This is a genomic window from Chryseobacterium sp. JM1 (assembly GCF_000737715.1).
In the GTDB taxonomy this organism is placed as follows: Bacteria; Bacteroidota; Bacteroidia; order Flavobacteriales; family Weeksellaceae; genus Chryseobacterium.
The window spans coordinates 555,980-579,224 of the sequence record NZ_JPRN01000002.1 but is presented as its reverse complement, the minus strand read 5'-3'; the positions used below and the strand labels follow the sequence as shown (position 1 = coordinate 579,224).

The following is a 23,245-nucleotide window of genomic DNA, read 5'->3' as shown; positions in this document are numbered from 1 at the left end:
GCCGGATTTCCGCTGTTTCATTCAATCCTTTTTACAACATACTAATTATATACTATTTCGATGCAGAATTTCAAAGATATACATATTGGAAGTTTAATACAGACAGGCGTTGCAGAAAATGATATTGATATTTTCAGAATCTGTAATTTTTTAAAATGTACAGAAGATGAAGTAGAAGCCATGTACGAATCTGAAAGTCTGGACTCGAAACTTTTATTAAAATGGAGCAAATTGCTGGAATATGACATTTTCAGAATTTATTCCCACCATCTTGTTCTGTACGCTCCACCAGCCAATCAAAGCGGCCAGAAAACAAAAGAAACGGTAACCACCCTTCCTAAATTCAGAAAAAATATTTACACCATGGAGCTGATCTATTTTATCCTGGAATTGGTGGAAACAGGTAAGAAAACCAGACAACAGATTATGGATGAATACAGAATCCCTAAAACCACCCTCTATAAATGGATTGGAAAGTATTCTAAGAAAGAATGATTATTAATACTGTCAGCATAAAGAAGAAAAATTATTATGAAAAGGTTATACCCTGATCTTATTGGCCTCACCAAGAAAGATCTTATCGAAAAAATTGGGGATGAATTTAATTTTTATCCCGACACCATCTGGATCTATCTTCTGAACAAAAATTTCTTCGGAAGAAAAACCTATCTCATCATCAGTTTTGACGACGAAATCGTTAAGCACGTAACCGTCAAAAAGACCTACGGAACGGTTAACAGAGCCAGATTATAAAAACGCAAATATAAAAACATAAAAAACACGCAAAATGATCACCATCAATAACAGAAAAGGAGTTCTTCTCTACTATCTTCTGTACACTTCCGTACTGTTTATACCTTTGGGAGCACTGCTTTATTTCAATTACAGTGAGCTATTCATTATTTGGGTAGCCCTCCTTATTTTTTTCAGATCCATACAGTTTTTCTTTTCGAAATATTCTGAAATCAAAACCTATTCGGATTATGTTGTGATAAAAGTATATTCCATGGCAGGAAGAGCTCCTCTTCATTTTTCGCCTATTGCTTTTGTTGATATTAAATCTTTTTGTATCGATGAAAAACAAAAGAAAATCGTTTTCCATACCGAATTTGAAGAAAACAGCAGAATGACGAGCTATTCAACAAGATATTTCACCAAAAAACAGCTGTCGAAACTAAAAATAGCACTTAGCCAATGTATCAATGGAGAAAATCTCCAGACTTTATCAGCCTAACGGGAAAAGGAGTGTGCAAAGAATTTGATTTTTGTATCCGGCACATTCCGTTTTTCCACCCCATTAATACAACCAACAATGAAAAAAGCAACAAGACCCAACTATAAAAAGATCTATGAGGATATTCTCACGTATAAATATCCCGAAAAAAGAACACTCTGTCATTCCATCTTATCGAAAACCAGCTTTTCCGCAAAAGATGTGATTAAAATCAATGACCTTATTTTCCCGCGAAACAAAGGGAACGAACAGTCTGAAAACCAGAAACACCGGTCCTACGACAAGTCTGCCGTACTTGAAATCCTGGATTATCAACAGAAAAACAGGCTCAACAACACTGAAGTAGCCGCCTATTTCAAGCTCAGCAGGAACACCGTCGCCAAATGGAAAAAACAGTTCCTGATGAGCTGGACAACATAAAAATTTACAGTAACAGTCCTTATCAGTTTATTATTTCTCTGACAGGCAGGAGGATTTCGCAACATAGTATTTTTTTTCATGATTCTTATTTTCCTAAAAAATGAAATCTTTTCCTGCCTGTTTTCTATTGATTTCTTCCCTCTTTATTTTTATTTAAACACGAATGACACAGCATTATTAAGGTATCTGTACGAGAATTATTGATTCTGATGAAAAGAATGGACACAGATCACATGATTTTGAAATTTTACGCAGATTAATCAGATCATGCAGATGTTTACTTTTGATCATCTGCTTTACCCATATCATTTGCGAAAAAAAATTCATCCCATTAAGGGAGCTTCGTTTTAAGAATTAGCAATTAAAAAATCTTTAGATTTTCTCTTAACTTTTCTTCCTTCACTGATCTTAATCTTTCAAAAAATATACGGTATCATCTGAGAAGTGGTTGAAAAAATTATTAACCACAAAAGTGCCAAAAGCTTTTAAACACTTTAGTTATTTTAAGTTTAATGTATTGCGGATAAAAAGTGCACTAAAAGTTTAAAAAAATCAAAGATTTTTATTGTCGAAACATTAAGTAGAATTAAGTTTTAAGATCATTAAGTGAGCTTTGCATGAAGGATTGCAGCTTAAAAATCTAAAGATTTTTTCTTACCTTTTCTTATCGGTTTTGAAACTGAGACGATATTCAATGGTATGTATAAAAATAAAGACTCTCTGTAAATAGTACAGAGAGTTTTTTTGTGTGGTGCGGATGAAGGGACTCGAACCCCCACGCCTCACAGCACCAGATCCTAAGTCTGGCGTGGCTACCAATTACACCACATCCGCTGATTTTTCTTTGTATAAAGAACCTGTTCCTCTTACGAGACTACAAATATAAAACATTTTGTCTTAAAATAAGAACTAAAACACTATAAATACTCATAAAAATGAATAAGGACAGTTCTTACAAACCTTCTTAAAACTAAAAAACTCTCTGTCGAAAAAATCTACAGAGAGTTTTAGTACCCCGGGCGGGACTTGAACCCGCACGTTCTTACGAACACAGGATTTTAAGTCCTGCGTGTCTACCAGTTCCACCACCAGGGCAGGTGTGGAGCGAAAAACGGGATTCGAACCCGCGACCCCAACCTTGGCAAGGTTGTGCTCTACCAGCTGAGCTATTTTCGCATAGTGCGGATGAAGGGACTCGAACCCCCACGCCTCACGGCACCAGATCCTAAGTCTGGCGTGGCTACCAATTACACCACATCCGCTGGTTTGTTTATTTTAAAGAGCTTGCTTCGTTTTTGTGAGTGCAAATATAGGACATTTTCCTTTACCTCCAAACTTTTCAGAAAAAAAAATTAAAATTCTCACATTTTTTTTCTGCCTCACCTATTATTACATTTCATTTTCTTACTTTTACAACGTTAATAATTACAATATGGAATTACAAGGAACGGTAAAGAAACTTTTTGATGCTCAGACATTTGCAAGTGGTTTTCAAAAGAGAGAAATGGTTATTTTAACCCAGGAACAGTATCCACAGCCGATAAACATAGAATTTTTGTCTGATAAGATCAGTTTATTAGATAATCTGAAGGAAGGTGAAACTGTAAAGGTGGGAATCAACATCAGAGGAAGAGAATGGGTTTCTCCACAGGGTGAAACTAAATATTTCAATTCTATCACAGGATGGAAAATTGAAAAAGTGATGGACAACGGATCTGAGCCTACTCAGGCGTCCCCTTCTCAGTCTGCTTCTCCTGTTTCCAACGAAAACCCTTTCGCTGGCGACGATGATGACGATTTACCTTTTTAATTAAAAGAAAAAGATCAAATATAAATCCTGCTTACTCAAGTGGGATTTTTTTTCCAAAATATGGTCCGACTAGACGAAAATGAGATTTCATTCCCCGATCCTGAACTTTATGACGGGCACGAAGGGCTGATTGCTTTTGGTGGCGATCTGTCCATAGAACGTATTTGGTTTGCTTACCAGCTGGGAATCTTTCCGTGGTACAATCCGGGAGAGGAAATACTGTGGTGGAGTCCGGATCCCAGGTTTGTCCTGTATCCTGATGAGCTGAAAGTATCCAAATCGATGCAGAAAATCCTGAACAGGGATGTTTTTACCTTTTCTGAGAATAAAAATTTCAGGGAAGTGATCAGAAACTGCCAGCAAACCAGCAGAAAAGAACAGACGGGAACGTGGCTTTCCGATGAACTGATGGAGTCTTTCATCCAACTTCATGATTATGGTCTTGCCAAAAGTATTGAAGTATGGCAGGATGAAGAACTGGTGGGCGGATTTTACGGCCTTCAAATCGGAAGTGTCTTCTGTGGTGAAAGTATGTTTGCCAAGGTAAGCAACGCCTCTAAAGCCGGCTTTATCCATTTCGTAGAAAGCAACAAAGACAGCCTTGATCTTATTGACTGTCAATCCCATACCGATCACCTCGAGAGCTTAGGCGCAAAAATGATTCCTAAAAAAGAATTTTTAAAAACTTTACACAAAAACAATGAACGCAGATAAAGAAAAATGGATTCTCCTTATTGTATTAACGGTTATCTGGGGATCATCATTTATTTTGATCAAAAAATCTCTTGAGCATTTCAGTCCTTATCAGGTAGGTGCTTTGAGAGTACTGATCGCAGGAATTATTCTGATGCCTGTTGCTGTTTCAAAATATAAACTGTTTCCGAAAAAGCATTTAAAATGGCTTATTCTGGCTGCGTTTACGGGAAATTTTATTCCAATGTTCCTGTTTCCGATCGCAGAAACGGAAGTGAGCAGCAGTATTGCAGGAATCATCAATTCCATGATGCCCATCTTTGTGATCATTGTAGGCGCGCTGGTCTGGAAGTTTGAAACCACCAAAAGACAGATCGTAGGAACGATGATAAGTTTTGCAGGGGTCTGTTTACTGGCATTCGGTGGAGACGGTGAAGGCGGAAAGTTTAAACTGATCCCGATCTTACTGTTATTACTGGCAACATTATGCTACGCTTTAAGCACAACGACTGTAAAATCTAAGCTTATGGATGTATCTTCCACGATTTTATCCGCTTTTGTTTTTTCTTTTGTCTTATTTTTCCCTTCTCTTATTGCTTTAACATTCACGGGCTTCTTTTCGACATTCAGTTTTAGTGAAGATAATATGCTGGGACTGATGTTTGTAGGTCTTTTATCCGTCTTCGGAACAGGACTGGCCATGACACTGAATTACCGGTTACTGAAAGTCTCCACTCCCCTTTTTGCTTCAACAGTAACGCTGCTGATGCCGATCGTTGCTATTATCTGGGGCTTTTTGGATGGCGAAAAACTGAGTATCTTACAGTTTGTGGGAGCAGGAGTCATTATTGGCGGACTGATCTTTTTAAGGTCTAAATCCGGCGTTGTCAAAAAGTAGGTTCGTTTTCTATACCATGAGGAGATAGCAAAGGATTTTGATTTAATTTATTTTGACGCAAAGTTTAAGCTAAACTGCTTTAGTTTTCAGTGGAGCAAAGAGGAGTGGCTTCGCCACTGATTAAGCGAATGTTTTATCATGTGCTTCATCGAATCAATTTCATTGATTCCTTCTTTGCACTCCTTATACCGGATTGCTATAGTCAAACTTTCTCTTTCAGTTACTTTTAAAAATCTCTCGCAGATCATGCAGATGGCACAGATGTTTGAGTATACTTTTTAACGATTTTAAAATTGATCTCAATTAAAATATGATCTGCATAATTAACTAATCTGAGAGAAAAAATTCAAACCATTAAGGCTCTGTTAAGCTTTTAAGAATATTAAGTTTTAGCTTCGCTTTAACACTTACAACTTAAAAAATTATTTGATTTTTTCTTAACTCATCTTACCGCCTTCATTGATCTTAATGTTTCAAAAAAAAACATGCGTTATCATCTGTGAAAATCAGTGGTTAAACAAATATCAACCACAAAAGTTTTAAACACTTTAGTTATTTTAAGTAAAATGTATTGCGGATACAAAGAGCACATAAGTTGAGAAAAAATCAAAGATTTTTATAAAGAGCACGCATTAAAATCTGCCTCATCTGAGAAATCTGCGGGAGATAAAAAAAATATAAAGCTTTGAAACTAAGGTGCTCCAACGTGTTTAAAGAATTAAAAACAAAAATCCCGCATTGCTGCAGGATTTATTTATTTGGATTGTTTTAAAATCTTTAAGAATCTTCCGTATGGATGAGGCAGATCACTCCCCTCTTCCAATTTCCTAAGAATTCTTCTTTTTCACTTTTGCTTTGACTTTCTTCACCTCATCTTTAATGAAAGGATATTTTTTCTGCATATCCGTAGCAAGTGATGAATCTTTGCTTAATGCTTTCTGAAGGATTTCTGTTCCACTTTCAGGCCTTTTCAGGTTAAAATAGCAGTTGCTTAGCTGATAATACAGCTCTGCTCTGTCGTGTACCTTAATCGCCCTGTCCAGAATAGTCACCGCTTCTTCATATTCTCCTAGAAGCATTAAAACTTCTGAATACGCATACCAGTTATAAAATCTTGAAGGTTCAGCGTCTACGAGCTTTTTCAGGCAGGTAAGGCTTTCTTCAAATTTTCCGGAATCAATCAGCAGAAATGCCAGTCTTTTCTGATAGTCAAGATTGGTATCGTTCAAGTGAGTGGCTTCGAGTGCAAAATGAAGCGCTTCTTTCATACCGCCCATTTCTTCATATAAATAAGACTGCTCCATCATCGCAAGATAAAACTGCGGGTCTTCTCTCAGTGATTTCTGGAACGCATTAAGAGCCATGATCGACTGTTTTTGCGCTTTATAGCATAATCCTATCTTATAAAAAGTAAATGCTTTGGTATATTCAAGCTCAAGCATTTCCTCATATACTGCCACGGCTTTCTGATATTGTCCTAAAGCTTCATAACAGGCTGCTTTGTTCGCATATACTCCCACAGAACTTGAATTGATCGCCAACAGGTAGTCATACCCTTTAATAGCTTCTTCAAAATTCTTTCTGTTGAAATAAAACTGTCCGTATTCAAACCATGCGGTTTCGGAATAAGCAAATTCATCTAAGTATTCATTAAGAAAGGCAATAGCCTCCTCGCTCTTATTCAGGTCGCTGAAGCAGATCATACAGTTTTCAAGCGAATACTCGTCCGTAGGGTCTTCTTTCAGAGCTTTTCTGTAGTGTTTAAGAGCGTTAAAGGGATCTCCCAGATTTACATATTCGTCCGCAATAAAGTTGTGCAGAAAGTTCTCTTCTTCCTGCAGTTCTAAGGCTTTTTTGCAGATGTCAATGGCTTTTCTAGGGTTTCCCAGGTTCGAATAATACTTCGCATAGCAGACCATAAAGTCTGTATTTTCCATCGATGCCCCTTTCAGTTCGTCGATGAGTTCTTTTGCGGTATTATAATCTTCCCACTCCAAGAGAATTTCAAGTCTTTTGATCTTGATATCTAATGAATTCGGGTGAAGCTTAAGGCCATAATTAACAGCATTGTCTGCGTAGTTAAAATCTCCCAGCTCCAAATAATAAACAATGATATCTTCCAACTCTTCGGTATCGAAGTAGAATTCATCATTATTTTCCATCATTTCCTCGAACTTTTTTACAAGTTCATTTCCAAAATACTCTTCCAATAGTGTCGTCTTTGTCAGCCCGATGTCTGAATATGCTTACAAACCTCGGCAAACTTTATTAATTAATAATAACTTCTGAATCTGAAATTCAAATGTTTATGCAAAGTTGCAACTTTTTTTTGAATTAATTTTTCATAAATTTCTATTTTAAAGATAGTAAAAAAAGAAAACAGAGAAAAGGATTGTGGATAAAAAACGCAAATTGTGGTTAAATAGTCAGAACAAGTCTTTTTCCGGCCGGAATTTCGGCATTCCATACCGTTTCTACATCCCTGATGTCTGCTGTTTCTGTATCTATTTTAATATTACCCTCTACGGCTGCCTGAAACATTTCGGGAATAATTTCCGTAAACAGGAGATGAGTCTCTTCTTTTGTCCAGCTTCCTAATCCGGATCCGGAGATCTGAATATCTGTTCCCCTCAGAATCTGTGATGACAGCTGAATGGTATCTCCACTCATTCCTCCTACAGAAACCAATCGGGTCTTGTGAGAAAATGTTCCGTTTCCTTTAAGAGCGTACAGCATCATTTCTATAGAATAGCCCCAGAGATAATCTAAGATAATATCAATGGGTGTTTCATTGTGAATTTCTTTAATTTTTGTTTTAAAATCTTCATCCGGCTGTTTTAAAGAGACCACCTCATCTGCTCCCAGTGTAAGAAGCGACTGTAAAGACTCTTCATTTCTGCCTGTGGCTATGATCTTTTTGGCTCCGTACAATTTAGCCACCTGAACTGCAATTTTTCCTGTAACACCAGTTGCTCCATTGATCAGAACGGTGTCGCCAGGCTTCATCCCTGCTTTAAACTTCAGTCCCATTGCAGATCCCATTACGGCATTAGGCAGTGCAGCGGCGGTAACGAAATCCAGTTCTTCCGGTACGGGAATAATAAATCCTTTTTCAGCATTGACTTTCTCAGCTGTGGTTCCTTTTTTACTGAAAAAATATACTTTCTGACCATTGTCAAGGTATCCGGCACCATCTGTTCCGATGATTCTTGGCTGATGTGCTTCGCTGCTGACGGAATAATGACTTCCACCCGCGATAGCTCTGTCAAGATTTTTGATGGATGCTGCTTTGACTGATACCTGCGTTTCATTTTCTTTAGGGGTTTCCGGATCCGGAAAATCTGCATATTGAGGAATGCTTCCTTTTTCAAATACGACTGCTGCTTTCATTATTTAAATTTTATACAAAATTAGGAGGAGCGCAGTGTGCCGTGCAATAACATTTGTTATCAGTTGTCCTGTTGGTTATTTTTTTAAAGCATCTTCTTTCAAGATTGCGCTTTTGATCCTGCTCAAATGCACTGTAGTAATTCCCAAATAGGACGCAATATAATGCTGGGGAATCCTTCTGATGATTTCCGGGCGTTCCTTGGCAAGACTGAGATAGCGCTGTTTCGGGGTGTCTTTTATAAATGAGAAAAAATGTTTCATATAGTCGAAGATCCTTTCAAAAAGAGAATCCATGAATTGAGTTCTCAGCTCGGGATCTTCATATACCTCGGCTAAAACAGCATCGGCATCAGCTTTACGGATCTTCCATAGAGTGCAGGGCTCTATGGTTTCGAAGGAGACCATGCTTGGCAGGCCTTTTCTGAAACTTTCAAGGGACGAGAACATGGTGTTTTCCATAAAGAACTGGAAGGTCACGTCTTTCCCGTCATTGTTGTACCAGGCCCTTACAACTCCTTTTTCAATATAATAAGCATTGTCCGAAACCTCATTTTCCTTTAAAAGCAAAGTTTTAGCGGGAACTTCCATTCGCTCAAAGCAGCTTAGAAATTTCCGCCATTTTCCTTTCGGGAAGAGGAATCTGTTTTGGATATGCTCAAACATTTGGTAAGAAAAAAGAACGGAGCATTTCTGTTCCGTTCCTTATTTATTTTAGATTAAACTTTTAATTTTAGCGATGATATCATCTCCAAGTTTATCGGCTTCTTCCTGAGTATAAGCTTCAGTGTAGATCCTGATAATTGGTTCTGTATTGGATTTTCTAAGGTGAACCCAATTGTTTTCAAAATCAATTTTAACACCGTCTACCGTAGAAACTTCTTCGTTCTGATACTCTTTTTCCATTTTGTCCAAAATATCATCTACGTTGATCTCCGGAGTCAGCTCTATTTTCTTTTTTCCCATAAAGTAGCTTGGATATCCTGCTCTTAATTCGGAAACTGTTTTGCCTTCTTTAGCCAAATGAGTTAAAAACAATGCGGCTCCAACCAAAGAGTCTCTTCCGTAATGAAGATCAGGATAGATAATTCCACCGTTTCCTTCTCCTCCGATCACAGCATTTTTCTCTTTCATTAAGTTCACTACATTCACCTCTCCTACAGCACTGGCAAAATATTCTGAATCGTGGCTTCTGGCAACATCTCTCAAAGCACGGCTTGAAGACAGGTTTGAAATAGCAGCACCTTTTTTATGTTTCAATAAATAATCTGCTACGGCAACCAGAGTATATTCTTCTCCGAACATTTCTCCATTTTCATCAATTAAAGCTAATCTGTCTACATCCGGATCTACAACGATTCCCAGGTCTGCTTTTTCTTTCTTTACCAGCTCGCAGATGTCTCCCAAATGCTCTTTTAAAGGCTCAGGGTTGTGTGGAAACTGTCCGTTCGGTTCGCAGTATAGTTTTATCGTCTCGCAGCCTAATTTATCCAACAGCATTGGAATAGCAATTCCTCCCGTAGAGTTTACCGCATCAAGAACGATTTTGAATTTCTTCTCTTTAATAGCCTCAACATCTACCATCGGAAGATCTAAAATCTGCTGAATATGAATGTCAAAAGCATCTTCTCTCGTTTCATATTTTCCAAGATCATCTACTTCAGCATAGTTGAAATCTTCACTTTCAGCGAGTGCAAGTACTTTGGCGCCATCGTCTCCGCTGATGAATTCTCCTTTGCCATTTAAGAGCTTAAGAGCATTCCACTGTTTTGGGTTGTGAGAAGCAGTAAGAATGATTCCTCCGTCTGCATTCAGTTCAGGCACCATAATCTCCACGGTGGGTGTTGTGGAAAGGCCTAAATCTACTACATTGATGCCCAATCCCTGAAGAGTAGCCGTTACCAGTGAAGAAACCATTTCTCCTGAAATTCTGGCGTCTCTTCCTATCACAAGGGTCAAATTCTTTTTATTCTGCGTATTCTGAAGCCAGGTCCCGAATGCAGAGGCAAATTTCACCACGTCCAGAGGAGTCAGGTTATCATTTACTTTTCCTCCGATAGTGCCCCGGATCCCTGAAATAGATTTTATTAACGACATTCTGTTTTTATTTTTTAAGTTGTTTTTTATTCCGGACAAAGATACTTAAAAGACTCTTACGTTATAAAACAGGAATCTTTTTCTGAATCTTATCATAATTTCTTTCCACCACTTTCGGAGGAGGGAAACGGTAACCGATGTATAGCAATCCATACAGGTTGTTGTTCTGCACAGTCTGATCATTTTTTTCATTGTAGGCAGAGGCATTGACATTGAACTTTCCTCCGAACAGGATTCTGTCTGTATTGTACCCGATATGAAGCCCTGTAGCAAACCTAATGGTCAGGTATTGCGTATTTTCTTTATTGAATTTGGTTCCATCACCACGGATGTCCCAGCTGCTGGAAAACATTCCGCCAAGCCCCAGTGAGACATTGGGTGAGATATTGACTCTTTTCTTAGCGCCAAGCACCCAGTTATAAAAATAGCCCATATTAGCTCCGAAACTGTACTGAGTTTCCTTACTTTTCTGGCCGTTTAAAATATCTCTAAAAATGGAAAGGTCATAATCTACAAAAGGAACCCAGCTTCCGCGGCTCTCCTTCTGCCATTCACCCTGTGTATAAATACTTTTCAGGGAAAAATCATTCTTCATGACATAGGCTGTAGATCCTCCAAAACTTTGAATTCTCAGATCAGGAAACTGAAGATATGGATCTATTCCTTCTCTCCATTCCGGAAAGAAGTCTTTCATATTCTCCATATAAAACCCTTTTACATTCTTGTAGTAAACAGTCTGGATAAATTTTTTCGGAAAAAAGCGGAATCTGAAGTCCGCATAGGAACTGCTACCTTTAAGTTCGTCATCATTATTGCCCGGAAGAAAATTCGGGGTAAATGAAATGGTGGCACTTATAATCCTGTAATCAATGGAAAAAGAAGCTCTTGTTTTGTTATTGATCGTCAGGATGGTTTCCAGCGCTTTATCTTCAGGACCTTCCGTGTAAACATATTTTTCAATATTGGTATCAAGGTTGATCCGGACCATCACCTGATCTGCGTAAGATTTGATTTTGGCCGTATCGATCTGGGCTTTTGCCATAACCGTTACAAGGAAAAATAGAAGGACTGCTGCTGATTTCGGGCTCAAATCGAAAAGGTTTTAGTTTCAGCAAATGAAATTACTACAATTTTTTCAATTATAAGCTTAGAACAGGACTATGAGCATCCGCAGTCTTTATCGCATCCGGTTCTTTTGGAGCTGAATCTTTTCGGCGCAAAATTCTTTCTGAGCACTTTAAATAAAGAGTAGCAGGCAAATGCAACGATCAATACGATAATAACGTACTGGAATAGTAATGAAGTATCCATTATTTTAAAATCTGATATGCTATCAACGACACAAAATATGCCAAACCTGTCATCATCGCTACCTGAAAGCCGGTCCATTTCCAGCTTTTGGTTTCTCTGTAGACTACTGCAAGTGTAGAAACACACTGCATTGCAAATGCGTAGAATAAAAGTACGGAAATTCCGGTAGCAAAACTGAAGACTTTTGAGCCATCCGGATTTACATCTCTTCTCATTTTATCGATTACTTTTACTTCGGGAGCATCATCTTCCAGGCTGTATAAAGTAGACATCGTTCCCACGAAAACTTCTCTCGCTACAAAACTTGTCAGAATTCCCACGCCCATTTTCCAGTCGTAGCCAAGGGGCTCGATGAGGGGTTCAATTCCCTTCCCCATTTTAGCCAGATAAGAATGATCCAGCTCAACGTTTGTTGCTACAAACTGTTCAGGCTTCTGTTTGGGTCCGAAATAGCTCAGGAACCAGATGATGATACTTACAATAAATATGATTTTTCCTGCTCCTGTAATGAATTCCCAGACTTTTCCCAACACCATTTTAAAATCGTATCCGAAAAGTGGTTTTTTATAGGTTGGAAGATCCATGACAAGATAGGTTTTCCCTTCATTCTTGATAAATCCTTTAAGTATAGCTGCAGACAGCAAAGCAACTGCGAACCCTAAAAGGTACATGCCCATCAGCACGAGCGCTTTATATTTAATTCCAAGGAAAGATCCTTCTGAAATGATCAGCCCGATAATGATACTGTAGACCGGAAGTCTTGCGGAACAGGTCATGAAAGGGGTCACCAATATGGTCAACAGTCTTTCTCTCACATTCTCAATATTCCTTGTGGAAATCACGGCAGGAATAGCACAGGCTGTTCCCGATACCAATGGAACAATACTTTTTCCATTCAATCCGAACGGACGTAAAAGTCTGTCCATCAGGAATACCACTCTCGCCATATATCCTGAGTCTTCCAGCAAATAGAGGAAGTATAATAAAATCCCGATCTGAGGAGCAAAGACTACAATGCCTCCGATTCCGGGAACAATTCCGTTTGAAATCAATGAATTAATGGGTCCTTCCGGCAGATGTTCTCCTGTAAAAGCGGCCAGCCATGAGAAGAAACTTTCGATCCAGTTCATTGGATACTCGGCCAGGAAGAATACACTTTGGAAAATAATCAGGAGGATCATCAGGAACACGACATAGCCCCAGAATTTGTGAACCAGTACTTTGTCCAGTTTTTCCGTCAGAAGCTCTTTGAACTGCGCTTTTTTAGAGATCACATCTGACAAAATTTTGTCAACATTCTGATATCTTCTTACGGTTTCCTGTACCTGAAGCCTTTTAGGAACCAGACTTTTAGAATCAGGTTCGTTCATCTGGTCTTTGATGGATCCAATTCTTTCAAGGTCAGTGCCTAATGAAAGGCTCATCCATGCTTTATATTCGTTGTCGATGCCTTTGTGGGCCGCTAATTTCTGAATAAAGTCTTTATGTTCGTTTGGGGTTTCGAAAGAGTTTTTTTCTGCTTTTACAAAACCTTTGTTCAGGACAGCTTCTCTTATCTCATCTATTCCAAGTTGCTCTTTAGCATTGGTCTGGATGATTTTGATGCCCAAAGCATCAGAAAATTTCTTGATATCAATGCTGATTCCTCTTCTTTCCGCCTGGTCAATCTGATTCACTACCAGAATCATCGGAATTCCAAGGTCCTGTATCTGCTGAAACAGAAGCAGTCCTCTTTTCAGACTTAGTGCTTCAAGGATATAGATAACGCCTGCGTAATTTTTTTGCTCGTCAATAAGAAATTTGGAAAAAATAGCTTCATCTTCTGAGCTTGGATAGACACTGTACGAACCCGGCAGGTCGATCACCTCAACTTCCTCGTTTTTATAGGTGTATTTTCCTGAATGGCTCGCTACGGTAACTCCTGCGTAATTTCCGGTTTTCTGCTTTTTGTTGCACAGTGCATTGAAAACCGTAGACTTTCCTACATTGGGATTCCCGACTAAAAGGACCTGTTTTTTCTTATTTTCCTGCATTAATTCAATTCTTCAACAATGATATAATTTCCCTCTTCTTCACGTAGAGCGATTCTGCTTTTTTCCTCTCCAAATTCTACATACATAGGACCATTGAATGGTGCCTGGTACAATATTCTGAAAATTGTTTCCGGCAGCAATCCCATTTCTATAATCTTGTTAGGCATTTTCAGGTGATCGTTATCATAGCCCAAAATCTTCCCCATTTTGTTTTTAGGGAATGTGCTTAATTTATGTAAGTCCTTCTCTTTCAAAACCTGCTTTTTAGTAAGGGCAAATATACGCTATTTAAATTTAATCTAAATAACGATGGGTATGAAAGAAATCAACCCAAATACATGGCTGTATCTGGGTTGATTCAAAAATATAATTTAGTTGATATGAATGTTCTATTTTTTCTTTTTCTCGGGAGTTTGTGAGGAAGTTTCTATTGGGTTATCATTAGCACTAAAGAAATCTTTGTAGCCTTTTTCCTGCTTTTTCATCATGTCTCCGATGGTTCCGTCCATTCCCGGAATTGATTTGGACATCATTTCCTGTGTCATCATGGGTCTTACTGTTGCAAAAGGATCTTTTTTAAAATCATTAAATGTTTTCTCAAACTTATCTCTTGGCATTTCTGTTACTTTTAAACCAACATTTGAAATTTTTTCCATGTAAGTTACTTCATCCCAATTTGGAACTTTTTTGTTTCCTTTAAGAACCCAGGAATAGTTTTTGCCTTCATCCTCAATCTTTACGATCAAGCCTGGAAGTCCTGAAAATTTATAGGGTCCATCCTGAAAAGGAAGTTCAGAACTGAACCAAGCCGTCCACTTTTTTCCTCCAAATTCTGTTGTCGCTTTTTGGGCGTTGTAAGTTCCTATTTTTGCTTTTTCATCAGAAATTTTCCAATCGAATTTTGCCGTTTCATTATATCCGATGCTCATTGGAGAAAATCCGCTTGCAATTCTTTCAATATACTGAATTTCCATATTTGGATAAGTTTTCACAATTTTTTCTGAAAACTTTGGCATTTTGAAAGATTTGGACATGTCTTTGTAGACTCCTGCCTTCTGCATTGCTTCAATTTGAACTTTTAGAATTGAATCCTGACCAACAGCGGTAAAGTCTCTGTAAATAGATCTACCCTTAACAATATCAAGGGCCATCACTACATTGTCCATTTTTGCAGAGTCTTTCTTCGGCTTAAAAGTAAGCTCGTAAAAGAAACGGTTTGCTGTTTCTTTTGATTCTTTAGAATCCTGCGCCGATGCCAGAGCAAAAAGAGCGATAAAGAATACAGAAAATAAATTTTTCATTGTGATAATGTTTATATAATTAGTTACAGGTTATTGAAATATGTTACAGTTTTTTTTCAAAAAATTATTTACCTCTCTTTAAACAACTGATCATCAGTACACAATTACCCTTCCATATTCTTTCGTTTCTTTTTCAATATTCTCCGAATCATTTTCATCCTACGAACTGTTTTAGAATAAAATTATGATTCCGTTAAAACGTTTTCCTTCATAAAAGACTTACCTTTAAGTACTTAAAAACAAAATAGTATGGACACTTTATCACAATTCAGAGACGAGCTTGAAACTGAGTATCAGACGACCAGAAAGTTCTTCGAAGTTTATCCCGATGGAAAAAACGACTATGCTCCCCATGAGAAAAGCATGAAAATGATGCCCCTTGCCACTCATATTTCGGAAATTTTCGGATGGCCGGATACGATGCTTAAAACTTCAGATCTTGATTTTGCCAAAGGCGATTATCAGCCGAAGCATCTTTCGACAAAAGAAGATCTGTTGCAAACACTGGATGAGAACTTTAAATCTGCCAATGAATCCTTGAAAAACGCTAAAGAAGAAGACCTCAACGAATACTGGGCTTTAAAAAACAACGGTCACGAAGTCGCCAAATGGACGAAATACGGATCGATCCGTCATTCTTTGAACCAAATTACTCACCACCGTGCTCAGCTGGGAGTTTATTACCGGCTGAATGACATCACTCTTCCTGGAAGCTACGGACCGACAGCCGACCAGCAGAGCTTTTAGAAAAACAGAATATATCTCAAACAAAAAAACCAATCTCTGTGTGGGATTGGTTTTTTCATTTATTGTCTTGTATTGTTACTTAAAGTTGAATTTTACAGTAAACATCACCTGGCTTGGGCGAAGCTGATATCTTGTAAACGTAATATTTGTAGTATTGATATCATAGGTTTCGAATACTTTTTTGTTTGCAATATTCATCCATTTAAGCTCAAAATCAATTTTCTTTTTAGACCAGGTAAACTGATAGGAAACATCGTAGAATCCATTATGGTATTTTTGATCAGCAGCGTTGGTATTTACCTGATCCCAGTTAAATCCAACCGTATGATTTTCAACAGGGTAGAAAAACACGCCAAGATTGTGTGTAAATCCGGTTCTGATGGCGTTTGAGTTGATCCCTCCTGTACTGGTCTGTTTTGTTCTGGAAATACTTGCATTATAATCCACACTCATCCAGCTGAAATAAGTGTTGTTGAATTTAATACCATAAGACTGACCATTGTTGTTGTTGGTATAAGCATCATCATTTAAAAACGCGTCAGATTTCGTTGTATTGTTACTGTAGCTAAGGGAAGCATTGGTCTTAAATTTCGGGAAATATTTTCCTATTTCTGCAGTATATCCATTATTTAAAATATGGTTATCCTGCTCAATGTATTTCATGATGCTGTATCCCGGCCCATTGATCGTTGGGTTTGAGATCAGGTTTCTTTTGGCATCAGAAAATCTGTAACTCACATTAAAGAATAAATTATTCAATGGGTTTCTGTACTCTATTCTTGTTCCTGCAGATTTATTGTTATTCTGAGGGATTGGATTATTGATGTCCATTGCGTTAATCCCGCTTGGTGAAGTCATCAGGAATCCTGAATAGGCTGTGTTTATTTCTCCAAAATTATTATTGATGTTAGCACTCACTGAAGCTTTCCAGAAAGAAGCAAAAGAGTACTGTGCAAAGACATTAGGTTCAAAAGTAACTTTATTTACGGTTTTTGAAACATTTCTTAGCGGATCATCTGCTTTAATATTATTTGAATTTACAGGAAAGTTAGCATATAACATCCAGGATTCACTCTTATAGTTTAGCCCTAAGCTTCCATAAGGTGTTGCTGTTGTATATTTCAGATCATTACTATATTGTGATGGAAGTACTCCCGTGGTGGTAATATTTGACAAGTCTGAAACCAGATCTGTTGTTTTAAAATTAAATCCAACTTCCGGAGTAAATGTCCATCCTTTTGATGAAAAACTAATATTGGCAGAATGGTTGGCTTCAAAAGTTTTAAGTCTTAGATTCTGACGAACAAAATCACTACTTGCTGACGGCGTGAATCCCGGAATCCCTAAATATGACGACGGGGAAACTTCCAGGTTTTGTTTATCTGTCTGATAGCTTACAAAAGATAATACATTAACCATTTTTTCTTTCCATGGAATAATGGTACTCAAAGAGTTTTGAAATGATGTGGTAGGAGATTCTACCGCCTCATCTGCATGTCTGAATGAGCCATCTTTCGCATCTGTTCTGTCAACAATCCCCCGGTCCGCATTCCAGTATTGGGAGAAACTTGTTGTATTTTTAAAGAATCCTTTCTTAGCATTCTTTGTAAATATCAATTCTCCTTTTGCTTTATCTGTGTAAAAATTATTAAGAATATTGGTATAGTTAGAGCTTCCTCCGAAATAATCTGTCTGGCTGTAAGACTCTCTTTCCACCGCATTATTCGTATAGTTGGCATTAGCCTTCAACTCCCACTCTTTCTTTTTGTCGATATTGGTCAGGTAGTTGGCAGATAAATAATGTACGTTGTTCATTAAATATCTTTTTACCGGAAGGTTGGGTGTGCTTGCATTTTCTACATTCAGCCAGTCATTTTGAGAAGCATTAATTCTTCGTCCTTCGAATCTGTTTCCAAAAGCTAAAATATTCCCCTCATTTTCCACCTGCTCTCCCATATTATTGGTCTTGTAATTCACTACCCACTGGCTTTTCTGTCCGAAAAACATTGGGGTCAGCTTAACATTCCATAGCCACGGATCTCCAAAACCAGTTCCTACTTCTCCTCTTCCGGTCATGGTAACGGAGTTTTTCAGTTTGATATTGATGGCTGCCTGATCGGAAGGTACTTTATCCTGCAGAATTTTTACCGGCTGGTGGTTTTCAAGAACCTCCACTTTTTGTACGGCATCTTTTGGAAGCGAGTTGTTGATTGTTCCATATCCACCTTCCATAAGGTCTTTCCCATTCACATAGAATTTATTGATGGCATTTCCCTGGTAAAGAATGGTTCCGTCTTTATTGACTTCGATGCCCGGAATTTTTCGCATTACATCGGCAAGCGTTCTGTCACTTTTGCTGTCGAAGGCTTTCAGATCATAAGCAATAGTGTCACCTCTTGCAGTGATCATCTTTGTTTTCAGCTGTACTTCTTTTATTTCTGTAGCTTCAGACTGCATTTTGAAGGTAAGTGTCTGATCGCTGTTGCTGATCTGTTTTGTCAGGGGTTTTTGGTTGAAAGCTTTTACTTTCAGGTCTACATTAGCCTCCGGGGAAGTAAATGTAACTTTGTATTCTCCTTTAGAATTGGTGATCCCGTATGCTAAAATAGCATCTTTACCCGGTTCTTCTATGGTAACACTGGCGCTTGGGACAGGTGATCCGTCTTCATCGGTAATTTTTCCTGATACCGTTTTCTGTGCAAAGGTGAGCACCGTAAAAAAAAGCATCAGAAATAGAGATATCTTTCTTTTCATAATTTATTATTTGCCTAATTAGTTCGTAGCTTGTGTTTTTTGTTACACTTTTTATAAAGATGTATTTTATGGACAAAGGTTAAATGCTTTATCACTACAAACATAGTTATATTTTTGATATATCTAAACTTTTGATAAAAAGTTTTAAAAAAATATGTTTTAAGAGCAGCTTATCACCTTAAAAATCAAGATTATTAAGATTTGAATACCACTCTGTCAATTTTATTATTAAAATTCGTTTGGTATATCAATTCTTTAAAATCTTATCATTAAATTTATATCGAATCAATTCAGTCTATTTTACTCCGGTGTAATGATTTTCAGGAAAATATTGTCTTATCATAGGGAATAAGCAAAGAGTTTCAATAAAAGAATAATTTTTAATATTTTTATTTAGTCTAAATAGTTAAAAGTGATTTGAATCATAGATTAAAAAAAACTTAAACACTGATTCATATATATTTATTTAATAATTTTGTAACATAAAATTTATAGAATGGGAATTATTTTAAAGCCTATAGATGTTGTAGATGATATTACTCAGGAAGAGTTTATGGAAAAATATCTAAAGCCCAGAAGGCCCGTTGTCATTAAAAACATGGCAAGAAAATGGCCTGCTTACCAGAAGTGGACCATGGATTATGTAAAGGAAGTGGTAGGTGATGTAGAAGTTCCTCTTTACGATTCTAAAAAAGCCGATCCAGCTGCTCCCATTAACACGCCCACTACAAAAATGAAGTTCGGAGATTATATAGATCTTATCCAAAGAGAGCCTACTGATCTTAGAATTTTCTTTTTTGACCCGATAAAACACGCTAATAAACTGATGGACGATTTTATTGCTCCCAAAGAGCTTATGGGCGGTTTCCTTGATAAATATCCATCCATGTTTTTTGGTGGAAAAAGTTCTGTGACATTCCTTCATTTTGATATTGATATGGCACATATATTCCACACGCACTTCAACGGAAGAAAGCATGTGAAGCTGTTTGAATATAAATGGAAAGAAAGACTGTACAGACTTCCATACGCCACCTATGCGCTGGAAGATTATGATATCGACAATCCTGACTTTGAGAAATATCCGGCTTTAGATGGTGTAGAAGGAATTGAATGTTTCCTGGAGCACGGTGACACCCTTTTCATGCCTACCGGATGGTGGCACTGGATGAAGTATCTGGACGGAAGTTTCTCTATCTCTCTGAGGGCCTGGGACAAATCGTGGGCTGTGAAAGCGCACTCTCTATGGAATCTGACCGTACAGCGTAAGTTCGATGACATTATGAAGTCCAATTTTAAAACCACTTATATGGAATGGAAAGAAAAAGCAGCCGTTAAGACCGCAGAACTGGCCTTAAAAAGAGGCTTACCGAAATAAAACAAAAAGACGCTTCAAATTGAAACGTCTTTTTTATTGTTGAATAGTAAGAAGAAGTTCCTCCATATTTCTCGTTACTTCATTGCACGAAAAACAGGCTTCTTTTCCGTCCTGGGAAAACCATCTGCACTGAGAACGGATCGGGCAAAAGAACAGTTCTTTTTCCTTATGGATATCCAGATTCTGAACCTTTTGAGACAAAGAACATTTGGATTCTTCTGCATTCCATTGCGCACAGCCTTTTTCAACGCATTTTCCTGTAAACCGGAATCTCTGTTCAAGACTGGTTTTATCCTGATTCTGATCCAGAAAATCCTCTGTGACGGTGAGCGGTGTTATGAACTGTACCTTACCGTCTTTGTTGACCACTCCAAAAAGCTGTGCCCCAACTTTTCCTACATAACTGGGACACCTCTTTTTTGAAGTATTGGAATTAGCCTCCATAGCTTTTTATTTGACCCTGGATGTCTTTCAACTGGCTCTGAATATCAATTCCCGGTTTGAAAATAATGATTCCCCAAGGAAACCAGTCTTTAATTTTCAAGGGTCTTACCAGTCCTTTGAAGTCTCTGTGAGCTCCGAAAGCCTGGGTATTATCAATCTTTGAAAGTTCAGAAAGAACAACGCTCTGAATTCCTCTGTCGATGTTTTTCAACTGTTCATCGGTAAGGTCTACGCCTTCCAGTGAAACGAAAAATTGCTTTTTAGTGGCCATAACTATAGTTTTTATTGGTTTTATAAAGCAAATTTCGGCAGAGTATACATTAAAGTTATGAGGAAAAACACCTTTATTGCGTAGGTGAAAAACCCGGAAATTAACTACTGATTATCAATATTTTAAATCATATTTTTTTGTTGTAAAATCGCAAAGACGCTATTATTTTTCATGCAATATGTTGTTAAGGCGCGAGGATTTTATCTGCGATAAAATTTAAAGCTGCTGATATATTACAAAGTTTTGGGAGAATTGGTTTTACAACCGTTACAATCTGACATAGGAAAGTGGAGCGTTAAGAAAATAAATGCTGTGAACGTTAAGAAAATTCTACTGTCCGAAGCGCGGGACTGTCCCTGAAACGAAGCAGAAATAGTAATTCCGCGCAAGTTTTAGAATTTTTAGAGAACAGCATTTATTTTTAGTGGAAGTTTCCAAGTCCTGAATTTTTGATTCTTTTGTTTGACTACGTCGAATCTTCGATTTCAAGACAAAAGAATATGATATGACATTTGGAGTATGAAGCTGAATTAAACAAATTTCATCATAAAAATTTTACAATATTCTGTAAACCGGATACTGTCTGAATGTTTTTTCTTCGAAATAGGGAGAGTTTCTGTAGATCCAGTCCAGTTGGGCTGTTCCATCATCTGCAAATTTTTTATCTGAGGATTTTTTTGTGTCGAAATCGGCTTTTAATTTTTTATCGGTCTTCAATAATTCTGAAGCGGTATCTTCAAAAATATAGGCTGAATAATATTCTTTCTGAGCCAAAATTCCATCAAAGAAATTCCAGTTAAAAAATGAGTCTAATGCTTCAGGTTCAAGTGTTTCAATGAGATATTTTACACCAGGCTGATCCGTTGGAATTACATAATCTCCTGCCAGGAAAGTCTGGCTCTTTATGGTTGTTTCCACACTTGTATCGTAATGAAGATAATGTCCTTCGTAAGGGTTTTTAACGGTTTTAAAATCTTTGATCTTATAAGACTCAACCATTGCTGTGCTGTCTTTTTTTAGAGCAGTCATCCCGATTTTATTCCTTTTCAGTTCTTCAATAACACGATATTGAGACTGTGGAACCACATAGTATTTAGGGATCGTAATATATCCAATAGGAACGGCTGTCATGAAGAGTTTGATCTTCCTGGTAAAAGGTTTGTTTCTGTCGTAATACAACCTTGGCTTTCCGGAAATATCGCTTGGTTTATAACTTCCTTCATACCCTTTGAAATCCATGGTAGAAAACTTGGTAGAATCTATTTTCCAACGGATTCCGTACTGCAATCCGGCTTTGTACTGCTTTAAATTATCCAGACGAAGCTGTTTTACTTTTCTGTAATCTTTGTCTAAATTCTGAAGATTGACCAGCATGTATTTGTACGTAGCATCCACTCTTTTGTCATAAGGCTTCAGCATATGGGTTTCAGGAACCGTTCCTAAAGAATTAAACAGTGAGGTATACCCCGTAGAATATCTCGGAGAATCTTCAAAAGCAGCGAATCCTTCGTCAGGAATATCGCCGTGGATATTTACATAAGGCGTGCTTTCATAGCCCCGCTTCTTCATCTCTTCAAGGTTCTTCACCTGATAATCATTGTAAAAGTAGGCGCCTAATGTATTTCCCAGACGTTCTTTAAAGGTAGAAATATAGGTGAAAGTATATTGATAATCAGCTCCGTTGCTCACATGATTGTCTATAAAAACATCCGGCTGCAACCACTGATAAATGGATTGAAAACTTCTGGCATTCTTTGAATCTGCTTTAATGAAATCCCTGTTCAGGTCATAGTTTCTGGCATTTCCTCTGAAACCATACTGTTCCGGCCCGTTTTGATTGGCTCTGGAGAAAGAACCCCTGTTGAGCATTCCACTCACATTATAGGCAGAAATAGCGGCCACCATAAAGTTTTGCGGCGTTTTTACCTTTCCTGTAGCAAGATCCCTCATGAGCACCATCGTGGCATCTATTCCGTCCGGCTCACCCGGGTGAATTCCGTTATTTACGAATAAAACAGCTTTATCTTTTCTCAGTTTATCGAGATCTTTTTCAGGGAAAGGATTGTACATAACGACGTAAATGGGTTTTCCATTGTCATCTTCTCCTTTTTTAAGATATTGAATGGTATTAAAATGCTGAGCCAGATCCTGATAATAAGCATTCATTTCATCATAGGTCACCGTTTGGTTTCCGTTTCCTTTTTCAAAAGGAGTCTGAAATGAGTTTTGGGCTAAAAATAAGGATGTACTTAGGAATATTAAGAGGTATTTCAGTTTCATTGAAGCAGTTTTTGAACTTCAAAATTACTTAATCTGATTTGGGTGAGAAAGGGAAATTGCGGATTTGTTAGGCTCTGTCTCGTGAGGTTGAATTATCGCTAGGATGCAAGGTTTTTGATCCTGATTATGTTTTAAGGCTCAAGAAAACCGAAGATTTTCATTGGATCATATGCTGTTTGGGAATTGT

Annotated in this window: 22 protein-coding genes and 4 tRNA genes; 9 read left to right on the top strand and 17 right to left on the bottom strand. The window is 37.7% G+C overall.

Annotated elements, in window-relative coordinates; genetic code table 11:
• Positions 1-60: 60 nt before the first annotated feature.
• From IW22_RS04905 to IW22_RS04890, 4 genes are all read left to right on the top strand, one after another.
• Positions 61-495 carry a transposase gene (locus tag IW22_RS04905; RefSeq protein ID WP_034724552.1) on the top strand — a complete coding sequence of 145 codons (435 nt, stop codon included), beginning with the start codon at positions 61-63 and terminating at the stop codon, positions 493-495.
• A gap of 36 nt (positions 496-531) precedes the next feature.
• On the top strand, positions 532-753 hold the full coding sequence (locus IW22_RS04900) for a hypothetical protein (RefSeq protein ID WP_034724551.1): 222 nt from the start codon (positions 532-534) through the stop codon (positions 751-753).
• 34 nt (positions 754-787) lie between these two features.
• Positions 788-1,234, top strand: a complete 447-nt coding sequence (locus IW22_RS04895) for a hypothetical protein (protein ID WP_034724550.1) — start codon at positions 788-790, stop codon at positions 1,232-1,234.
• 78 nt (positions 1,235-1,312) lie between these two features.
• Positions 1,313-1,654: a transposase gene (locus IW22_RS04890; protein ID WP_034724549.1), complete on the top strand. Its 342-nt coding sequence runs from the start codon at positions 1,313-1,315 to the stop codon at positions 1,652-1,654.
• Between the two features lie 749 nt (positions 1,655-2,403).
• Here the strand turns inward: IW22_RS04890 and IW22_RS04885 are convergent.
• The 4 genes from IW22_RS04885 to IW22_RS04870 all read right to left on the bottom strand — a co-directional run bounded on the left by IW22_RS04885 (position 2,404) and on the right by IW22_RS04870 (position 2,916).
• Positions 2,404-2,488 (bottom strand) — tRNA-Leu (locus tag IW22_RS04885).
• 177 nt (positions 2,489-2,665) lie between these two features.
• Positions 2,666-2,749, bottom strand: a tRNA-Leu gene (locus tag IW22_RS04880).
• A 5-nt stretch (positions 2,750-2,754) separates the two neighbouring features.
• Positions 2,755-2,830, bottom strand: a tRNA-Gly gene (locus IW22_RS04875).
• A 4-nt stretch (positions 2,831-2,834) separates the two neighbouring features.
• A tRNA-Leu gene (locus IW22_RS04870) sits at positions 2,835-2,916 on the bottom strand.
• A 170-nt stretch (positions 2,917-3,086) separates the two neighbouring features.
• Here IW22_RS04870 and IW22_RS04865 point away from each other — a divergent pair.
• Genes IW22_RS04865 through IW22_RS04855 form a run of 3 tightly spaced genes read left to right on the top strand, consistent with a single transcriptional unit; the run spans position 3,087 to position 5,055 of the window.
• Complete coding sequence (locus tag IW22_RS04865; RefSeq protein WP_034724756.1) at positions 3,087-3,464, top strand: DUF3127 domain-containing protein; 378 nt, start codon at positions 3,087-3,089, stop codon at positions 3,462-3,464.
• 60 nt (positions 3,465-3,524) lie between these two features.
• On the top strand, positions 3,525-4,178 hold the full coding sequence (gene aat, locus IW22_RS04860) for a leucyl/phenylalanyl-tRNA--protein transferase (protein WP_034724548.1): 654 nt from the start codon (positions 3,525-3,527) through the stop codon (positions 4,176-4,178).
• Entirely contained in the window at positions 4,165-5,055 is an 891-nt protein-coding gene (locus IW22_RS04855) for a DMT family transporter (protein ID WP_034724547.1), read from the top strand. The genes aat and IW22_RS04855 overlap by 14 nt, the downstream gene beginning before the upstream one ends.
• 827 nt (positions 5,056-5,882) lie before the next feature.
• Here IW22_RS04855 and IW22_RS04850 read toward each other — a convergent pair.
• The 9 genes from IW22_RS04850 to IW22_RS04815 form a co-directional block, all read right to left on the bottom strand.
• On the bottom strand, positions 5,883-7,265 hold the full coding sequence (locus tag IW22_RS04850) for a tetratricopeptide repeat protein (RefSeq protein ID WP_034724546.1): 1,383 nt from the start codon (positions 7,263-7,265) through the stop codon (positions 5,883-5,885).
• A 208-nt stretch (positions 7,266-7,473) separates the two neighbouring features.
• Complete coding sequence (locus IW22_RS04845) at positions 7,474-8,445, bottom strand: zinc-binding alcohol dehydrogenase family protein (protein WP_034724545.1); 972 nt, start codon at positions 8,443-8,445, stop codon at positions 7,474-7,476.
• A gap of 75 nt (positions 8,446-8,520) precedes the next feature.
• Positions 8,521-9,108 carry a Crp/Fnr family transcriptional regulator gene (locus IW22_RS04840; protein WP_034724544.1) on the bottom strand — a complete coding sequence of 196 codons (588 nt, stop codon included), beginning with the start codon at positions 9,106-9,108 and terminating at the stop codon, positions 8,521-8,523.
• 48 nt (positions 9,109-9,156) lie between these two features.
• Positions 9,157-10,539, bottom strand: a complete 1,383-nt coding sequence (glmM, locus tag IW22_RS04835; protein WP_034724755.1) for a phosphoglucosamine mutase — start codon at positions 10,537-10,539, stop codon at positions 9,157-9,159.
• Positions 10,540-10,600: 61 nt separating this feature from the next.
• Positions 10,601-11,629: a DUF4421 family protein gene (locus IW22_RS04830; RefSeq protein ID WP_034724543.1), complete on the bottom strand. Its 1,029-nt coding sequence runs from the start codon at positions 11,627-11,629 to the stop codon at positions 10,601-10,603.
• 68 nt (positions 11,630-11,697) lie between these two features.
• Positions 11,698-11,850 carry a hypothetical protein gene (locus IW22_RS24320; RefSeq protein WP_165571864.1) on the bottom strand — a complete coding sequence of 51 codons (153 nt, stop codon included), beginning with the start codon at positions 11,848-11,850 and terminating at the stop codon, positions 11,698-11,700.
• Positions 11,850-13,883 carry a ferrous iron transport protein B gene (gene feoB, locus IW22_RS04825; protein ID WP_034724540.1) on the bottom strand — a complete coding sequence of 678 codons (2,034 nt, stop codon included), beginning with the start codon at positions 13,881-13,883 and terminating at the stop codon, positions 11,850-11,852. The genes IW22_RS24320 and feoB overlap by 1 nt, the downstream gene beginning before the upstream one ends.
• Positions 13,883-14,137 (bottom strand): ferrous iron transport protein A, encoded by a 255-nt coding sequence (locus IW22_RS04820; RefSeq protein ID WP_034724538.1) that lies wholly within the window; start codon positions 14,135-14,137, stop codon positions 13,883-13,885. Before IW22_RS04820 ends, feoB begins: the two co-directional genes overlap by 1 nt.
• A 135-nt stretch (positions 14,138-14,272) precedes the next feature.
• The gene (locus IW22_RS04815) at positions 14,273-15,184 is read right to left on the bottom strand and encodes a GLPGLI family protein (protein ID WP_034724535.1); all 912 of its coding nucleotides are present in this window, start codon (positions 15,182-15,184) and stop codon (positions 14,273-14,275) included.
• Between the two features lie 249 nt (positions 15,185-15,433).
• On the opposite strand from IW22_RS04815, the gene IW22_RS04810 reads away from it, so the two are divergent.
• Entirely contained in the window at positions 15,434-15,931 is a 498-nt protein-coding gene (locus IW22_RS04810; RefSeq protein ID WP_034724532.1) for a DinB family protein, read from the top strand.
• Between the two features lie 75 nt (positions 15,932-16,006).
• On the opposite strand, the gene IW22_RS04805 is transcribed toward IW22_RS04810, so the two are convergent.
• Positions 16,007-18,685: a carboxypeptidase-like regulatory domain-containing protein gene (locus IW22_RS04805; protein WP_034724529.1), complete on the bottom strand. Its 2,679-nt coding sequence runs from the start codon at positions 18,683-18,685 to the stop codon at positions 16,007-16,009.
• Positions 18,686-19,181: 496 nt separating this feature from the next.
• On the opposite strand from IW22_RS04805, the gene IW22_RS04800 reads away from it, so the two are divergent.
• Positions 19,182-20,063 carry a cupin-like domain-containing protein gene (locus IW22_RS04800; RefSeq protein WP_034724527.1) on the top strand — a complete coding sequence of 294 codons (882 nt, stop codon included), beginning with the start codon at positions 19,182-19,184 and terminating at the stop codon, positions 20,061-20,063.
• 33 nt (positions 20,064-20,096) lie between these two features.
• Here the strand turns inward: IW22_RS04800 and IW22_RS23520 are convergent, their stop codons facing one another.
• From IW22_RS23520 to IW22_RS04785, 3 genes are all read right to left on the bottom strand, one after another.
• Entirely contained in the window at positions 20,097-20,507 is a 411-nt protein-coding gene (locus tag IW22_RS23520; RefSeq protein ID WP_051891051.1) for a hypothetical protein, read from the bottom strand.
• Positions 20,497-20,778 (bottom strand): hypothetical protein, encoded by a 282-nt coding sequence (locus IW22_RS04790; RefSeq protein ID WP_034724524.1) that lies wholly within the window; start codon positions 20,776-20,778, stop codon positions 20,497-20,499. Before IW22_RS04790 ends, IW22_RS23520 begins: the two co-directional genes overlap by 11 nt.
• A gap of 555 nt (positions 20,779-21,333) precedes the next feature.
• The gene (locus IW22_RS04785) at positions 21,334-23,058 is read right to left on the bottom strand and encodes a hypothetical protein (RefSeq protein ID WP_034724522.1); all 1,725 of its coding nucleotides are present in this window, start codon (positions 23,056-23,058) and stop codon (positions 21,334-21,336) included.
• Between the last annotated feature and the right edge of the window lie 187 nt (positions 23,059-23,245).

What these genes read in the sequence shown, in the direction of transcription:
- IW22_RS04790 (WP_034724524.1), bottom strand. Translation starts at nt 20,778, where the DNA reads ATGGCCACTAAAAAGCAATTTTTCGTTTCACTGGAAGGCGTAGACCTT.
- IW22_RS04840 (WP_034724544.1), bottom strand. Translation starts at nt 9,108, where the DNA reads ATGTTTGAGCATATCCAAAACAGATTCCTCTTCCCGAAAGGAAAATGG.
- IW22_RS04865 (WP_034724756.1), top strand. Translation starts at nt 3,087, where the DNA reads ATGGAATTACAAGGAACGGTAAAGAAACTTTTTGATGCTCAGACATTT.
- IW22_RS23520 (WP_051891051.1), bottom strand. Translation starts at nt 20,507, where the DNA reads ATGGAGGCTAATTCCAATACTTCAAAAAAGAGGTGTCCCAGTTATGTA.
- IW22_RS04785 (WP_034724522.1), bottom strand. Translation starts at nt 23,058, where the DNA reads ATGAAACTGAAATACCTCTTAATATTCCTAAGTACATCCTTATTTTTA.
- aat (WP_034724548.1), top strand. Translation starts at nt 3,525, where the DNA reads ATGGTCCGACTAGACGAAAATGAGATTTCATTCCCCGATCCTGAACTT.
- IW22_RS04815 (WP_034724535.1), bottom strand. Translation starts at nt 15,184, where the DNA reads ATGAAAAATTTATTTTCTGTATTCTTTATCGCTCTTTTTGCTCTGGCA.
- IW22_RS04845 (WP_034724545.1), bottom strand. Translation starts at nt 8,445, where the DNA reads ATGAAAGCAGCAGTCGTATTTGAAAAAGGAAGCATTCCTCAATATGCA.
- IW22_RS04855 (WP_034724547.1), top strand. Translation starts at nt 4,165, where the DNA reads ATGAACGCAGATAAAGAAAAATGGATTCTCCTTATTGTATTAACGGTT.
- feoB (WP_034724540.1), bottom strand. Translation starts at nt 13,883, where the DNA reads ATGCAGGAAAATAAGAAAAAACAGGTCCTTTTAGTCGGGAATCCCAAT.
- IW22_RS04800 (WP_034724527.1), top strand. Translation starts at nt 19,182, where the DNA reads ATGGGAATTATTTTAAAGCCTATAGATGTTGTAGATGATATTACTCAG.
- IW22_RS04890 (WP_034724549.1), top strand. Translation starts at nt 1,313, where the DNA reads ATGAAAAAAGCAACAAGACCCAACTATAAAAAGATCTATGAGGATATT.
- IW22_RS04900 (WP_034724551.1), top strand. Translation starts at nt 532, where the DNA reads ATGAAAAGGTTATACCCTGATCTTATTGGCCTCACCAAGAAAGATCTT.
- glmM (WP_034724755.1), bottom strand. Translation starts at nt 10,539, where the DNA reads ATGTCGTTAATAAAATCTATTTCAGGGATCCGGGGCACTATCGGAGGA.
- IW22_RS04805 (WP_034724529.1), bottom strand. Translation starts at nt 18,685, where the DNA reads ATGAAAAGAAAGATATCTCTATTTCTGATGCTTTTTTTTACGGTGCTC.
- IW22_RS04905 (WP_034724552.1), top strand. Translation starts at nt 61, where the DNA reads ATGCAGAATTTCAAAGATATACATATTGGAAGTTTAATACAGACAGGC.
- IW22_RS24320 (WP_165571864.1), bottom strand. Translation starts at nt 11,850, where the DNA reads ATGGATACTTCATTACTATTCCAGTACGTTATTATCGTATTGATCGTT.
- IW22_RS04810 (WP_034724532.1), top strand. Translation starts at nt 15,434, where the DNA reads ATGGACACTTTATCACAATTCAGAGACGAGCTTGAAACTGAGTATCAG.
- IW22_RS04895 (WP_034724550.1), top strand. Translation starts at nt 788, where the DNA reads ATGATCACCATCAATAACAGAAAAGGAGTTCTTCTCTACTATCTTCTG.